The 13,055-nt window shown below is 58.1% G+C and carries 15 protein-coding genes and 1 tRNA gene; 7 read left to right on the top strand and 9 right to left on the bottom strand.

Features of this window, described 5'->3' with window-relative positions:
* Positions 1-236 precede the first annotated feature (236 nt).
* Both KO536_RS21935 and olsB read right to left on the bottom strand, forming a co-directional pair.
* Entirely contained in the window at positions 237-1,016 is a 780-nt protein-coding gene (locus KO536_RS21935; protein ID WP_219262932.1) for a 1-acyl-sn-glycerol-3-phosphate acyltransferase, read from the bottom strand.
* Complete coding sequence (gene olsB / locus KO536_RS21930; RefSeq protein ID WP_219262931.1) at positions 1,016-1,771, bottom strand: L-ornithine N(alpha)-acyltransferase; 756 nt, start codon at positions 1,769-1,771, stop codon at positions 1,016-1,018. Before olsB ends, KO536_RS21935 begins: the two co-directional genes overlap by 1 nt.
* 238 nt (positions 1,772-2,009) lie before the next feature.
* Here olsB and KO536_RS21925 point away from each other — a divergent pair, with 238 nt between their 5' ends.
* From KO536_RS21925 to KO536_RS21910, 4 genes are all read left to right on the top strand, one after another.
* Complete coding sequence (locus KO536_RS21925; RefSeq protein WP_219262930.1) at positions 2,010-2,600, top strand: YceI family protein; 591 nt, start codon at positions 2,010-2,012, stop codon at positions 2,598-2,600.
* Position 2,601: 1 nt separating this feature from the next.
* The gene (locus tag KO536_RS21920; protein WP_133077698.1) at positions 2,602-3,759 is read left to right on the top strand and encodes a phosphatidylserine/phosphatidylglycerophosphate/cardiolipin synthase family protein; all 1,158 of its coding nucleotides are present in this window, start codon (positions 2,602-2,604) and stop codon (positions 3,757-3,759) included.
* Positions 3,760-3,848: 89 nt separating this feature from the next.
* Complete coding sequence (locus KO536_RS21915; protein ID WP_133077697.1) at positions 3,849-4,484, top strand: LysE family translocator; 636 nt, start codon at positions 3,849-3,851, stop codon at positions 4,482-4,484.
* Between the two features lie 80 nt (positions 4,485-4,564).
* Complete coding sequence (locus KO536_RS21910) at positions 4,565-5,842, top strand: GGDEF domain-containing protein (RefSeq protein ID WP_219262929.1); 1,278 nt, start codon at positions 4,565-4,567, stop codon at positions 5,840-5,842.
* An 85-nt stretch (positions 5,843-5,927) separates the two neighbouring features.
* Here KO536_RS21910 and KO536_RS21905 read toward each other — a convergent pair.
* The 4 genes from KO536_RS21905 to KO536_RS21890 form a co-directional block, all read right to left on the bottom strand.
* Positions 5,928-6,001, bottom strand: a tRNA-Gly gene (locus tag KO536_RS21905).
* Positions 6,002-6,107: 106 nt separating this feature from the next.
* The gene (locus tag KO536_RS21900; RefSeq protein WP_257623032.1) at positions 6,108-6,965 is read right to left on the bottom strand and encodes an alpha/beta fold hydrolase; all 858 of its coding nucleotides are present in this window, start codon (positions 6,963-6,965) and stop codon (positions 6,108-6,110) included.
* An 84-nt stretch (positions 6,966-7,049) separates the two neighbouring features.
* Positions 7,050-7,760, bottom strand: coding sequence for a pseudouridine synthase (locus KO536_RS21895; protein ID WP_133077694.1), 711 nt, complete (start codon positions 7,758-7,760; stop codon positions 7,050-7,052).
* A gap of 45 nt (positions 7,761-7,805) precedes the next feature.
* Positions 7,806-8,015, bottom strand: coding sequence for a cysteine-rich CWC family protein (locus KO536_RS21890; RefSeq protein ID WP_219262928.1), 210 nt, complete (start codon positions 8,013-8,015; stop codon positions 7,806-7,808).
* A 273-nt stretch (positions 8,016-8,288) separates the two neighbouring features.
* Between KO536_RS21890 and KO536_RS21885 the strand changes: the two genes are divergently transcribed.
* The 3 genes from KO536_RS21885 (at position 8,289) to ung (ending at position 9,990) form a co-directional block, all read left to right on the top strand.
* Positions 8,289-8,726, top strand: a complete 438-nt coding sequence (locus KO536_RS21885) for a DUF3757 domain-containing protein (RefSeq protein ID WP_219262927.1) — start codon at positions 8,289-8,291, stop codon at positions 8,724-8,726.
* 200 nt (positions 8,727-8,926) lie between these two features.
* A complete protein-coding gene (locus KO536_RS21880; protein WP_219262926.1) occupies positions 8,927-9,235 on the top strand; it encodes a hypothetical protein in 309 nt (102 codons plus the stop codon).
* Between the two features lie 62 nt (positions 9,236-9,297).
* Entirely contained in the window at positions 9,298-9,990 is a 693-nt protein-coding gene (gene ung / locus KO536_RS21875) for a uracil-DNA glycosylase (protein WP_133077690.1), read from the top strand.
* A 44-nt stretch (positions 9,991-10,034) separates the two neighbouring features.
* Here ung and KO536_RS21870 read toward each other — a convergent pair whose 3' ends face one another.
* The 3 genes from KO536_RS21870 to KO536_RS21860 are packed head-to-tail and all read right to left on the bottom strand — an operon-like array spanning position 10,035 to position 13,048.
* Positions 10,035-11,081 (bottom strand): AbrB family transcriptional regulator, encoded by a 1,047-nt coding sequence (locus KO536_RS21870; protein ID WP_219262925.1) that lies wholly within the window; start codon positions 11,079-11,081, stop codon positions 10,035-10,037.
* Positions 11,074-12,588 carry a tripartite tricarboxylate transporter permease gene (locus tag KO536_RS21865; RefSeq protein WP_133077688.1) on the bottom strand — a complete coding sequence of 505 codons (1,515 nt, stop codon included), beginning with the start codon at positions 12,586-12,588 and terminating at the stop codon, positions 11,074-11,076. Before KO536_RS21865 ends, KO536_RS21870 begins: the two co-directional genes overlap by 8 nt.
* Before the next feature lies 1 nt (position 12,589).
* Positions 12,590-13,048, bottom strand: a complete 459-nt coding sequence (locus tag KO536_RS21860) for a tripartite tricarboxylate transporter TctB family protein (RefSeq protein ID WP_219262924.1) — start codon at positions 13,046-13,048, stop codon at positions 12,590-12,592.
* Positions 13,049-13,055 lie beyond the last annotated feature (7 nt).

The raw sequence follows: 13,055 nt of genomic DNA, 5'->3' as shown, positions 1-13,055 counted from the left end.
AACCTGAGTCCGGGATTTACTTGAACGATCGCTGTGTCCGGTTTTACGACTGCTGCGTCGCAGTGGCGCACCAAAGCGAACGCAGCCTTCGTTCCTCGTCAGCGACTACGGAGTTTTGCGCAAGGTTTTGTGACGTCTGCGACGCATTTGTAGCCACTCGATTACCTGAACGCCACGAATGCCCATAACAGTGCCGGAATGAGGGCGGAACCTTTATTCCAGTTACACAGGGCAGTTCAGATCATCGCCCCCAGAGGAGCTGTTTGCGTCACCGGCGCTGTCACCACCCGCCGTATCGCCTCCTGCGCCCTGAACGCCAGCACGGCGCGCTCCTGCGCCTGGCTGGCGATGGGCTCTAGCAGATGGATTTCGACCTCGGCCTGTTCATGGCTAAACAGGCGCAGTAAATGTGACAGCAAGTCATCGTCGCCAATAAACGGTGCTATCCCATCAATCTGGCCATTGCGTAAATAGCGTATGGCCACCGGCTGCAGGGGCACTTGGCTGTCTATCGCCGCCGATAACAACCGACCATGAAAGGTACGTATCGAACGCCCGTCAGTGGTGGTGCCCTCGGGAAACATCAGCAGAGAAAGCGGGTGCTTCAAGTGCTGGCTCATTTGCTCGCGAATCAGTTGGCTGTCTCCTGCGCCCCGGCGAATAAACAGGCTCCCGGCCTTGGCCGCCAGCCAACCGGCAACGGGCCAGCCGCGGACTTCTGATTTGGACAAAAACGAAAGCGGGGTGAGTTGCCCCAGCAGCGCAATGTCGGTCCATGACACGTGGTTGCTGACCCACAGCATGGGCGTTGCCGGTAACTGGCCGACGACGGTGATGCGAAAGGGCAGGGCGTTGCTCAGGCGAGACATGAAAAATTGCGACCAGCGCTGGCGACGGTCCATCGTGCTGCTCAGATTCAAGCGCTCAAGCACGGCGAACGCACTGGCCATGCCCAGCCCCAGGCTGACAACGGCCAGCACACGCGCCACTCGGCCATATCGGCGCAAACGGCTCATTACATGGCCGCCTTGAAGTGTCGCGCATAACGCGGGCATAGCTCATCGCGCTTGAGCAAAATAAACACGTCTGCCACCTGGAAGTCTTCATCCCAGCAAGGTTCACCGCAAATCTTGGCGCCCAGGCGCATGTAGGCCTTGAGCAATGGCGGCATTTCGGCGATGACGTTGGCGGGTATTTCCTGGGCCGGTAACGGCTTTTTCGGTTCGGCGCGCAAATGTTCCGTGCACAGGTAGCGTTCGCGCAGGCGCTGCATGATTGCCTGAGCCTGGATGCCGCCGTCCTGCATGGGGATGCTGGCGCAGCCCATCAGGTATAGGTAATTGCCGTGGTTGAGGACTTCTGCCAGCTCGCCCCAGAGTACGGCGATGGTGCCGCCGTTGCGGTAGGCAGGGTCGACACAGGTTCTTCCGATTTCAAGTACGGGCCCTTGCAGATTGGCCAGGCCGTGAAGGTTGAATTCTTCTTCGCTGTAAAAGTGGCCGATGTTTCGGGCGGCACTGTGATCCAGCAGGCGAGTGGTGGCTACCAACTGGCCGCTATTGAGGTCGCGGACCCCGATATGTTCGCAATGCGCGTCGTAACCGTCCTCGTCCAGTCCATGTTCGGCGCCTTTGAGCCTGGCCTTCAACTCGCCGCTGAACACACGAAAACGCAGGGTCTGGGCCTCGCGCAAAGCGTCGGGCCCGATCAGGCGCTCTGCCTGCAGACGGCGTTCTGGAGCGGTGTCGCGGATACGGACGATCTGGGACATTGCGAATCTCCGTGCAGGCACCGGGCCCGCCTTGGGTTTCTGCCAATCGACTGAGGTGTGCAACTTCAGGCTAGGCAGGTGCAATGTCACCCCTGTGACGTTTGGATGATGCTTGTATGACAGGAGCCCCGGAGGAACTGTCGGTGTCTGACGGCGTCCTAACACTGTGTTAAAAAGTCCAGCCAAAACCGCTCGCCAGGGTTAATGTTCGCCCACGTTTATTTGTCGATGAGTTTTTATGCTTAAAGTGTTGTTTTCTTCTGCCTGCGCCTTGTTGTTGACCCTTGGCGTGAGCCTTTCTACCCAGGCCAACTGGTATCTGGACGGTGAGTCATCACGGCTTTCGTTTGTCTCCACGCAAAATGCCAATATCGCGAACGTGCATCGCTTTTTGGTCCTGCACGGCAAGGTCGACCGTAAAGGCCTGGCGCAATTGCGTATAGAAATGGATTCGGTCAACAGTGCCGTACCGCTGCGTGATGAGCGCATGCGCGACGTGCTGTTCGATTTCAAGCATTTCCCGGAAGCACAGATTACGGCGCAGATTGACTTGCAACCGATCAATGATCTTGCCCCCGGTGCGCAACTGGAACTGCACTTGCCTGTCACGGTGAGCCTGCGCGGCAAACAACACACCTATGAGGCCGAACTGTTGGCCACCCGCCTTGATGAACGGCGCTTTCAGGTCGTAACCCTGGAGCCGCTGATGCTGCAAGCCGAAGATTTTGGCCTGCAGCCGGAGCTCGAAACCTTGCGCAAATTGGCTGGATTGTCAGCCATCAGTTTTTCAGTGCCGGTGGGTGCGGTACTGATTTTCACGGCTCGCTAAGATGGCCGGCGCGGTGTTTGGCTGGCGCAGCGACAACCAGTTCGAGTTGCTGATCGATGGTTCCCGGTTTTTCCCCCGGATACTGGCAGCCATCGAGCAGGCACAAGAGCAGATTGATCTGGAGTTGTATCTGGTTGAGGCGGGTGGCTGTGCCGAAGCCATCGTGCAGGCGCTGGAACACGCCGCCTGGCGCGAGGTGCGAGTGCGCTGCCTGTTTGACGCCTATGGCAGTCTGGGCCTGGGTTTGAGTTTGCGCCGAAGGCTCACCGATGCCGGAGTTGAACTCAGGCATTACAACCCGCTTGGCTGGCGCCGTGGCCTGAACAACCTGTATCGCGATCATCGCAAACTGTTGTTGGTGGATCAGCAACTGGCCGTGGTCGGGGGCACTGGCGTTACGGATGAGTTTTGGCGCCCCAGTGACGACACCTGTGAATGGCATGAAGTCATGGTCAACATTCAAGGCCCGCTGGTCATGGACTGGCAGATGCTGTTTGATCGTCAATGGCGCGCCAATATCAGTCGCAAGGCATGGAAGCCCGCCACTCACTTCGGGCTTGCACGCTTGCCTGGCCTGCCCCGGGAGGCCAAAGGCATGGGCCGTGTCGCCTATGCGGATGCTCATCAACATCGCGATATCCTGCAATCGCTGGTGCGGGTGATCAACAGTTCCAGCCAACGTATCTGGCTGGCCACGCCTTATTTCTTGCCCACCTGGAGTGTGCGCCGCTCTCTGCGTCGCGCGGCGGCCAGGGGCGTTGATGTACGACTGTTGCTTACGGGGCCGCGCACCGACCATCCTTCCGTGCGTTACGCCGGTCATCGCTATTACCCGCGGCTGCTGAAGTCCGGTGTGCAGATACTGGAATACCAGCCCTGTTTTTTGCACCTGAAGATGGTGCTGGCTGACGATTGGGTCAGCATTGGCTCGTGCAATTTCGACCACTGGAACCTGCGCTTCAACCTTGAGGCCAACCTCGAGGCGCTCGATCCGGCGCTGACGCAGGCGGTGGTCGCCAGTTTTAACGCGGACTTTGCCCAAAGCCTGCCTGTCAGCTTGCAAGACTGGCAGTCACGACCACTCTGGCGACGGGTAAAACAGCGTATCTGGGGCTGGGTCGATCGGCTGGTGGTTAATGTTTTGGGGCGTCGACACTAGACGCGGTTACAGACGCTTCAAGAACGTGCAAAATCGGGCGACCTCACGGGTCACGCAAAGCGTGAGGCATGATTTTTGGAGCTGTGTGCATGACACCTTCGTTGTTACTGGCCGTTCTGGCTTCTGGTTTTATCTATGGCATCACCCCGGGGCCAGGCGTGCTCGCTGTTTTTGGCATTGGTGCGGCCCGTGGGCGACGTGCCGGAGCCGGATTTCTGTGCGGGCATTTGCTGGGTGATGTGATCTGGTGCAGCACGGCGCTGATCGCCATCGTGGGCGCGCGTGAATTTGGCAGCACTGCCTTCAATGTGTTGGGCTTGATCAGCGGGCTCTACCTGTTCTGGCTGGGATTGCGCGCGGTGCGCGCCCAGCGCAGCAGCGTTGCCCGGCAAGGACCGGCGCGACAGCCGTTTGCTCACGGGATTTTCTTCGGCCTGACCAATCCCAAGGCGTATCCCGTGGCGGTGGCGACGTTTACGGCGCTGCTGTCCAGCCGGGCAGAGCTTCTGACCTGGGAAATGCTGCCCTGGTTGATCGCATTGAGTTTTGTCGGTGGGGCGATGGCCTACGCGATTTTGGTTGGTATTGTAGGAGCGGGGCATGTCAGGGCACTCTATCAGCGTCATGAGCTACTGATTACCCGGCTGTGCGGGGTCATGTTCATCGGTTTTGCCATCAGTGCGTTGATGCATGCACTGCCTGGGTTGTTACGAACTATCGTTTGACGTAGGTGGCAGGGAATGCGGTGCGGTGTGTGAGTCAGGGATGAATGTTTCCATTTAACCCTGAGGCATCGAGTTGCCCTATGGACATCAAGAATTACCTGCTCCAGGCAGGTTTTATTGACCTGTTGCTTGACGCTGTCTGTGTGGTGGACCGCAATGGTCGCTTCGTTTATGTCAGTGCAGCCTGCAAACGTATCCTGGGCTATGAGCCCCACGAGCTTAAAGGCCAGTCGATGATCGATCTGGTCTTCCCCGCTGACCGTGAGCGAACGCTGCTCGCGGCCAGCGACATCATGGCCGGTGAACCCAAGCTCAATTTCGAGAACCGCTATGTGCACAAGGACGGGCATGTGGTGCATATCCAATGGTCTGCATGCTGGTCTGAAACCCATGAAATGCGCATTGCCGTGGCCCGCGATGTCACCGAGCGCAAACTGGCGGAGTCACGCCAGGCGGCTCTTTTTGCGATTTCGGAGGCTGCCCATGGGGCTGAGGATTTGCTGGCGCTGTTCAAATGTGTGCACCAGCTCATCGGGCAGTGGTTGCCCGCGGTGAGTTTCTCGGTCGCACTTCGGGAGCAGGGTTCGCTGACGTTTCCCTATTACGTCGACGATCATCCACTTGAGCAGCACTCGCCCGTTCGCCACCTGAGTGAGGAGGTCATGCTCAGTGGCCAGCCCGTCATGCGTGTGCCTGACCATGGGCCGTCATGGCTGGGTGTTCCGCTGGCCACTCAGAACGGCACTATGGGTGCGTTGGTGGTCAAAAGCCTGCCGGGTAAAGAACGCTACACCGAGCAACACAAAGACTTGCTGCAATACGTGTCGACCCAGGTGGCAACGGCCATTGAGCGCAAGCAATTGCATGCCCGCCTGCAGTATCTGGCGCAGTACGACGCCTTGACTCACTTGCCCAATCGCGACCTTCTCTATGATCGCCTGCACCGCGCGCTGGCCGCTGCCAAACGGGACAATGAATGCCTGGCCGTGCTGTATGTCGATCTGGACCATTTCAAACTCGTCAACGACAACTATGGGCATGCGGTGGGTGATGACTTGTTGCAGCAGACGGCGCGGCGCCTGACGCTGTGCGTGCGCGAAAGCGATACGGTCTCCAGGATGAGCGGGGATGAATTTGTGCTGGTGCTGGAGAGGCTCAAACTGCCATCGCATGCGCTGATCGTGGCTGAAAAAATTCGCCTCAACCTCAGCCAGCCTGTCTTTATTGGCAATCACACGCTGAACATCATTCCCAGCATTGGCATTGCGGTTTACCCCGAGCACGGAGAGCAGGCCCAGCAATTGCTGCACCATGCAGATACGGCGATGTATCGAGTCAAAAAGAGGGGGCGCGGGTGAACATCGTGTGCAAGCTGTAAAACGCGAAGGGGGAGTTTGCTGCTGTACAGGCAAGGCTTTCAGAGGGGTGAAAGCCTTGAAGAAGTGGAGCGGGTGGCGGGAATCGAACCCGCGTGATCAGCTTGGGAAGCTGGAGTAATACCATTATACGACACCCGCTCAGAGCGGCTGACTTTGTACCAGATGTCAGCCTTGATGAGAAGTTTTATTCTTCAAATGCGTAATTTTGCAGTGTTTTTTCAATTTTCGGGTTGCCTGGAACGCTTCACAGGGACTGTTGCCGGTGTTCACTTTGTGTCGGTTCTAAAAAATTGAGCAGCGCGGTTCTGCTGATGTGGCTGGCAGATTTGTGCTCCATGTCCAGAAAGTGCCCGGTGTTTTCCAGGCTGATGAACTGGCTGTTGGCGATGGGGTGCGCAAAGCGCCTGGCATCGTTGGCCACGGTGTACTCGTCCCATGCGCCGTTGATAAACAACACCGGAATATCAATGCCCCTGGCAGCATCGAGAAAGCATGGTTGGTCATTATTGAGGACGTGGTTGATATGAAAATGCATCTGCGCGTATTCATGGGCGGCCAGCGTGCTGACATGGCGGAAGTTGAAGCGCTTGAACAGGGGCGGCAAATGTTTGCCCAGCGTGTCGTTGACCAGGTTGCCGACCTGAGTGCGATTGCAGGCTGCCAGGCAACTGCGGCCACGTTCCAGGTAATCGCGCATGGCTTCGTTGATCAGCGGTGAAAAGGAACTGATCACCGCTTTTTCGATACGCCGTGGTGTGCTTGCCAACGCTGTGAGTGCCGCAGTCCCCCCCCACGAGAATGACAGCAGATAATTCGCGTCAAAGTGTTCTATCAGCTCAAGAAGCACCTGGGCTTCCAGCTCTTTTGTCAGCATCTTTTGATGAGGGTTGTGGGGTTTTGACTTGCCCGCGTACGGCTGGTCATACAGAACGACGTTCAGATGGGGGTGCAGGTTTTTCAGGGTCTGGCCAAACGAGGCGGTCGTGGCCATCGAGCCATTGACCAGAATAATGGTGTTTTCTGCGGTGCCGCAGCGATAGAACTCGGTGTGGATTCGATAGTGGCCTTGAATATCGAGCACAGCGATTTCGGGCTTTATCATGGCGTCAGACTCCGGTGAATCGAGCGTCGGTCTGACTGATGGTGCTCCGTGATTGTTACAGAAAGGGGTAGGCCCCGTTGCTGGCTAACTCGCAGGTGCGGGTTGGAATTGAAGCACTTCCTGCTCGCTCAGCGCCCGGTACTCGCCGGGGGCCAGTTGGCTGTCGAGCACCAGTGGCCCGATGCTCTCACGGTGCAGGCGCATGACCTTGTTGTCGAAGAAGCCGAACATGCGTTTGACTTGATGGTAACGACCTTCAACGATACTCAGGCGCGCACTGAATGGGCCCAGCAGTTCCAGCCCGGCGGGCTGGGTAGTCAAGTCTTCGAAAGCGAAATAGACGCCCTCGCGAAATTTGCTGATGTAGGCATCGGTTATTTCCTGCTCGGTCTCGACGTAATACACCTTGGGCATCTTGGTCTGCGGTTGGGTGACATGGCGCGACCAGTGCCCGTCATTGGTGATCAGCAGTAGCCCGCTGGTATTGAAGTCCAGTCGACCGGCGATATGCAGGTCATGCTTGTCCGGCTCATTCAGCAAGTCGAGCACAGTGGGATGCTCCGCATCCCGGGTGGCGCTTACGCAACCTTGTGGCTTGTGCAGCATGAAGTACCGGGCAGGTTTTCCGGCCTGCAGGATGTTCTCATCCAGCTCGATACGGCTGAATGCATTGATTTCGTGGCGCGGATCGCTGATGACCTGCCCATCGACCTGGATGCGCTTCTCAATCATGAGCAAGCGAACCTGTTGGCGGTTGAACTGGGGCAGGTTGCTCAGAAAACGGTCTACACGCATAGCGATCAATCACAAGGAATACAGCCGAACATCTTACGTGAGGTGTTACGTTTGCGCTGGCTGCAATTGGCTCAGAACTTTCGCGCAGCGAGGGCAGAGACACGTCAGATTGCGCTGCTCCACTGGCAAGGCACGGATGATTTCTGGGTCGATAGTCACGCCGAAGCACCAGCAGGGTTGGCCCAGGGTGTCAGGGTTGGCCTGGGTGCAGTCGTTACGGGCGCCACAGGCTGGGCAAAGGTCGGGCGTGGTCATGTCAGGTGTCCGTTGTGGGGCAGGCGTTTACTCGAGCTATGGTAATCGCTGTTGGAGGTGTACGCAGGGTTCTGTTGCTCGAGTCGTTCAGGTGTGTACACCCGCTCATTGGCGAATAGTTAGTTGATAAATAACTTCACGCAACACTATCGGAAAGTAGCTACGTATAACGGCATTGTTAAATAGTCTTGGTTGATTACTCTTGAAGTTATCGGCAGGTAACGCCTGTTCGTAAATATCAACATTAAAATTCATCTTCTGGAGTGTCTGTTTATGAAGTCAGTTCATGTTTTTTTGTGCGCACTGTTTCTGTCGGCAAGTTCACTGGTCAGTGCGGCCGAAAGTTGTCCGAGTGTTGATAATGTGACCCTCAGGGAGGGCGTCTACACGGCGCCGAGCCACAGGGCCGGGGATGAATGGATCGCGGTCTCCAGTGCTTTGTCACCTTCGCGGCTGACGTCATTTGAGGGGGCTGTTTTTTATCCGTTGAACAATCAGCAAGGCACTGCCGGTCGCATCGGATATTGCGAATATAAAGCTCAGGACCGCTCCCGGATCAACTTGTCGTATCGTCAAAGTACGGCGAATGAACATTCAATGCGTCTTGCCAATATTGACAGCTGGACAATGATTGAAAGCGGCGTGGGGCTGATAGTGTACGAGTGCACTGCCGCAAACGCTGGCGCCTGTGCATTTTCGGTGCTCGACTGAGTGCTTGATTAACTGACGGCGGGTCGACCTGCGAGAGGTGCCAGGGATGGCACTCACCCTTGGTCGGATCTGTAGGTCTGACGCGTTTTATCAACGGCACTGAATATCATTTTTGCAGTCTTAACAGGTGTCAGACGCTGTTGCTGTTTGTCGCCCCCCAGCGTCGCTGGGGGTGCTCTTTCGCGGTCCAGGAGGCCGCCATGTATCGTCGCCTACTTTCTATCATTGCCATCAGCTTGTCTGTGACAGCCTGCGTGCCTTACTACTCGGGCAGTTCAGGTTACTACCGCTCTGAGGTGTACTCGGCTCCGGTCACTTATTACGAAGGCGGTTACCGTCCTTACTATGTGTACCCGCGTGGCTACTACGCGCCAGCTCCACGCTACTATCAGGGGCCGCGCTACTACCCTGCACCACGGGGCTACTACCGCGAGCGAGGCTATCATCCTGGCCACGGGCCTGGTTATGGCAGGGGCCCCGATAATGGCGGAGGGTGGCGGGGCCGTTAGGGCAGTTGACAATGGGGGCGGGCTTTTCTAGTGTCCGCCCCATTGTTTTTCAGGATGTAGCCATGACGTCGGATGACCGTATAAAACTTGAACCTGTCTGGAAGCAGGCTTTGCGTGAGGAGTTCGATAAACCTTACATGGCCGGGCTGCGCGAATTCTTGCGCCAGGAGCATGCCGCCGGCAAAGAGATCTACCCGCCAGGTCCGCTTATTTTCAACGCCCTGAACCTGACGCCGCTGGACAAGATCAAGGTGGTGATTCTGGGGCAGGATCCTTACCACGGCCCGGGCCAGGCGCATGGCCTGTGTTTTTCAGTGCAGCCCGGTATCCCGACGCCGCCTTCGCTGGTCAATATCTATAAAGAGCTCAAACGTGACCTGAACATCGATATCGCCCCCCACGGCTGCCTGCAGCATTGGGCCGAGCAGGGTGTATTGCTGCTCAACACGACAATGACGGTGGAGCGCGCCAATGCGGCCTCCCATGCCAAAAAAGGCTGGGAACACTTCACTGACCGGATTATCCAGGTGGTGAGCGAGCAGCAGCCCAAGCTGGTTTTCCTGTTGTGGGGTGCCCATGCCCAGAGCAAGCAAAAACTCATTGATGCGACCAAGCATCTGGTGCTGACCTCGGTGCATCCTTCACCGTTGTCTGCCTATCGGGGTTTTATTGGTAACGGCCACTTCAGTCGGACCAACAAGTTCCTTGAGCAAAACGGCCTGTCCCCGATCGACTGGAAACTGCCACCGGTTTAAGTGCATGGGAGGAGGCACACCCGCGACATCGGGTGTGCCCAGGATTACAGAGATGACCCGTTGTGGTCCTGGCGAACCCAGTATCGAAACAGGGGCTCGGCTAAAAACAGCACGAAGATCAGGCGCATGACCTGCAAGGCCGTGACCAGCGGGACTGACAGTTGCAGGGTTTCTGCTGTGAGGCTCATTTCTGCGATACCACCGGGCATCATGCCCAGGGTCATGGAGCGCAGATCGAGCTGGGTCAGGGTGCTCAAGCCCAGCGCACACAGGCTGGCGATCAGCATTGTCACCGCGGTGCCGAGCAAGGTTCGTCCGATAAAGGACGGCGCCCGACGAAAGAACGCCCGGTTGAAGTGACAACCCAGCCCGCTGCCAATCAGCCACTGGCCCATCTGGCTGCTGCCGTCCGGCAGGCCAGTGTGCAAATCCCACAGGATACTGACGCTGGCGCTGACCAGCAGCGGCCCGAATAGCCACGGATTGGGCTGGCGCAAGCGTTGCCAGATCCAGGCCAGCAAAGCCCCTGCCGGAAACAGCAACGCCAACCAGTAAAAATTGACAGGTGCGGGCTGCAAGGCGGGAGCGCCTTCGCCCATCAGGTATTTGAAGGCTGCCGGGACGCACAGTACAACGGTCAGAACCCGCAGGCTCTGGCCAGCAGCAACCCGGCTCAACACGGCGCCGTTGCGGGCGCCGAGGTTGACCATCTCACCCGAACCACCAGGCATGCTGGAGAAGAATGCCGTGGCGCGGTCCTCACCACTGCGGCGCATCAGCCACACACCGATGACGCTCGATACGCTGGTGAGCAGGGCGCCCGCCAGGATCAGCCAGAAGTGCGCCAGCACCTGCTCCATGACCACGGGCGTGAAGTGCAGGCCGATACCGATGCCCACAATCCACTGACCGCATTTACGTCCGCCAGGGATCTCGGCCAACTGCCAGAGTGTCAGGCAGCGCACCAGGATGATGGCCAGCAATGAACCGACCATCCACGGCAACGGCCAGCCGATCAGGCTGGCGAGGTAGCCACCGGCCAGACCGACCAGTGGCGTGCCCCACCAGTGCCTGAATCCTGAATCAAGCATCGGCCAAGGCGCGACGTTGAGCACTACGCTTGCGCCAGATGCGCAGCACAGGCAGCAGCAACATGATCGCCGTCAGTACCCAGACACCCAGGGTGATCGGGCTTGCCCACAGGATCTCCAGCGCACCGTTGGAAATCGACAACGCACGACGCAAGTTCTGCTCCATCAAACCACCCAGGATGAACCCCAGCAGTACCGGAGAGAGCGGGAAGTCGAGCTTGCGCAGGATGTAGCCGAAGATGCCGATACCGATCATCAGGAACAGATCGAACGTGGTGGCGTGCACGGCGTAGACACCGATTGCGGTAATGATTGCGATCACCGGCACCAGCGCCCAGTTTGGCACCGAGAGAATGCGGGTGAAGATGCGGATCATCGGGATATTGAGGATGACCAGCATGATGTTGGCGATAAACAACGACGCAATCAGGCCCCAGACGATATCGGGTTGCTGTTGGAACAGCAGCGGGCCCGGGGTGATGTTGTACAGCGACAGGGCGCCGATCATCACCGCCGTGGTGCCGGAACCCGGTACGCCGAGAGTCAGCATGGGCACCAGTGCGCCGCAGGCCGAAGCGCCGATGGCGGTTTCAGGTGCTGCCAGACCACGCATGTCGCCCTGGCCGAATTTTCCGCTAGCGCCTGCCAGACGTTTCTCGGTCATGTAGGCCACGGCGCTGGCCAGTGTTGCGCCTGCCCCCGGGAGTACGCCCATGATGAAGCCGAGCAAGCCGCAACGGATGTTCACGACAAATACAGCAGACGCTTCCTTGAAGTTGAACATCATGCGGCCCGTGGCCTTCACGGCTTCCTGGCCGCGGTGGGTTTTCTCCAGCAGCAACAGGATTTCGCTGATGGAAAACAGGCCCAGTACCAGCACGACAAACTGAATGCCGTCAGTCAGGTGGATGTTGTCGCCGGTGAACCGGTAAACACCGCTGTTGGCATCAATCCCGACTGTAGACAGAAACAGCCCGATAAGTGCAGCGATAAAGGTCTTGAGAGGGCGGTCCCCAGCCATGCCGCCCAGGCAAACGATGGCGAACACCATCAGCACGAAATATTCCGCCGGGCCGAAGGCAATCGCCCACTTGGCCAATAACGGGGCGAACAGCACCATTCCACAGGTGGCAATGAAGGCGCCGATGAACGAGCTCCACGCGGACAGCGACAGCGCCACCCCGGCCAGCCCCTTGCGGGCCATAGGGTAGCCGTCGAGGGTGGTCATCACGGTGGACGCTTCGCCCGGGATGTTCAGCAGGATTGAGCTGATACGGCCGCCGTATTCACAGCCCAGATAGACCGCGGCCAGCAGAATCAGGGCAGACTCCGGTGGCAGGCCCAGGGCAAATGCGATTGGAATCAGCAGTGCGACCCCGTTGATCGGCCCAAGCCCCGGCAACAGGCCGACCACCGTGCCGATCAGAGTCCCGCACAGCGCGGTGACCAGGTTGTACGGGCTGAGTGCGACGCCAAAGCCCTGGCCCAAATAGCCAAAAGTATCCATATCAGTTCTCCAGAGCTTCGAGCAGGCCAAGCGGCAGTGGGACGTCCATCGCTTTATCGAACAGCAGATAAAGACCGACGCTTATCAGGCTGACGATCACGCAACTGGGTAGCCAGCGTCCGCCATACAGGCGTGCCATCGGGATACCGATCAGGATGCTGCTAAGGATAAAACCCAAGGGCTCGAACGTACCGGCGAAGATCAGCAGCAACACGGTGCACAGCGCGATCTTGGTCAGGGTTTCGCGGTCCAGCTGCGGGTCGTCTTCACTGTGGACGACGGGCGTGGGGCGAAAAATCATGTAGACAAGCCCCAGTCCCATCAGGCCGAGCATCAGCAGCGGGAAGGCCCGCGGGCCAACGGGTTCATAGGAAAACTGCGCCTGATAGGGCCAGGCCATCAGCGCCAGTGCGGCACACGCGAGCAGCAGCACTGAGGCAAAAATGCGTTGGAAGAGCATGGTTCAC

This window comes from Pseudomonas sp. NKUCC02_KPG (genome assembly GCF_019345465.1).
Taxonomy (GTDB): domain Bacteria; phylum Pseudomonadota; class Gammaproteobacteria; order Pseudomonadales; family Pseudomonadaceae; genus Aquipseudomonas.
The sequence above is the reverse complement of the archived record's forward strand: the minus strand, read 5'-3'. Positions and strand labels throughout refer to the sequence as shown.

Coding starts and splice junctions, on each gene's coding strand:
- KO536_RS21935 (WP_219262932.1), bottom strand. CDS start 1,016: ATGAGCCGTTTGCGCCGATATGGCCGAGTGGCGCGTGTGCTGGCCGTT.
- olsB (WP_219262931.1), bottom strand. CDS start 1,771: ATGTCCCAGATCGTCCGTATCCGCGACACCGCTCCAGAACGCCGTCTG.
- KO536_RS21925 (WP_219262930.1), top strand. CDS start 2,010: ATGCTTAAAGTGTTGTTTTCTTCTGCCTGCGCCTTGTTGTTGACCCTT.
- KO536_RS21920 (WP_133077698.1), top strand. CDS start 2,602: ATGGCCGGCGCGGTGTTTGGCTGGCGCAGCGACAACCAGTTCGAGTTG.
- KO536_RS21915 (WP_133077697.1), top strand. CDS start 3,849: ATGACACCTTCGTTGTTACTGGCCGTTCTGGCTTCTGGTTTTATCTAT.
- KO536_RS21910 (WP_219262929.1), top strand. CDS start 4,565: ATGGACATCAAGAATTACCTGCTCCAGGCAGGTTTTATTGACCTGTTG.
- KO536_RS21900 (WP_257623032.1), bottom strand. CDS start 6,965: ATGATAAAGCCCGAAATCGCTGTGCTCGATATTCAAGGCCACTATCGA.
- KO536_RS21895 (WP_133077694.1), bottom strand. CDS start 7,760: ATGCGTGTAGACCGTTTTCTGAGCAACCTGCCCCAGTTCAACCGCCAA.
- KO536_RS21890 (WP_219262928.1), bottom strand. CDS start 8,015: ATGACCACGCCCGACCTTTGCCCAGCCTGTGGCGCCCGTAACGACTGC.
- KO536_RS21885 (WP_219262927.1), top strand. CDS start 8,289: ATGAAGTCAGTTCATGTTTTTTTGTGCGCACTGTTTCTGTCGGCAAGT.
- KO536_RS21880 (WP_219262926.1), top strand. CDS start 8,927: ATGTATCGTCGCCTACTTTCTATCATTGCCATCAGCTTGTCTGTGACA.
- ung (WP_133077690.1), top strand. CDS start 9,298: ATGACGTCGGATGACCGTATAAAACTTGAACCTGTCTGGAAGCAGGCT.
- KO536_RS21870 (WP_219262925.1), bottom strand. CDS start 11,081: ATGCTTGATTCAGGATTCAGGCACTGGTGGGGCACGCCACTGGTCGGT.
- KO536_RS21865 (WP_133077688.1), bottom strand. CDS start 12,588: ATGGATACTTTTGGCTATTTGGGCCAGGGCTTTGGCGTCGCACTCAGC.
- KO536_RS21860 (WP_219262924.1), bottom strand. CDS start 13,048: ATGCTCTTCCAACGCATTTTTGCCTCAGTGCTGCTGCTCGCGTGTGCC.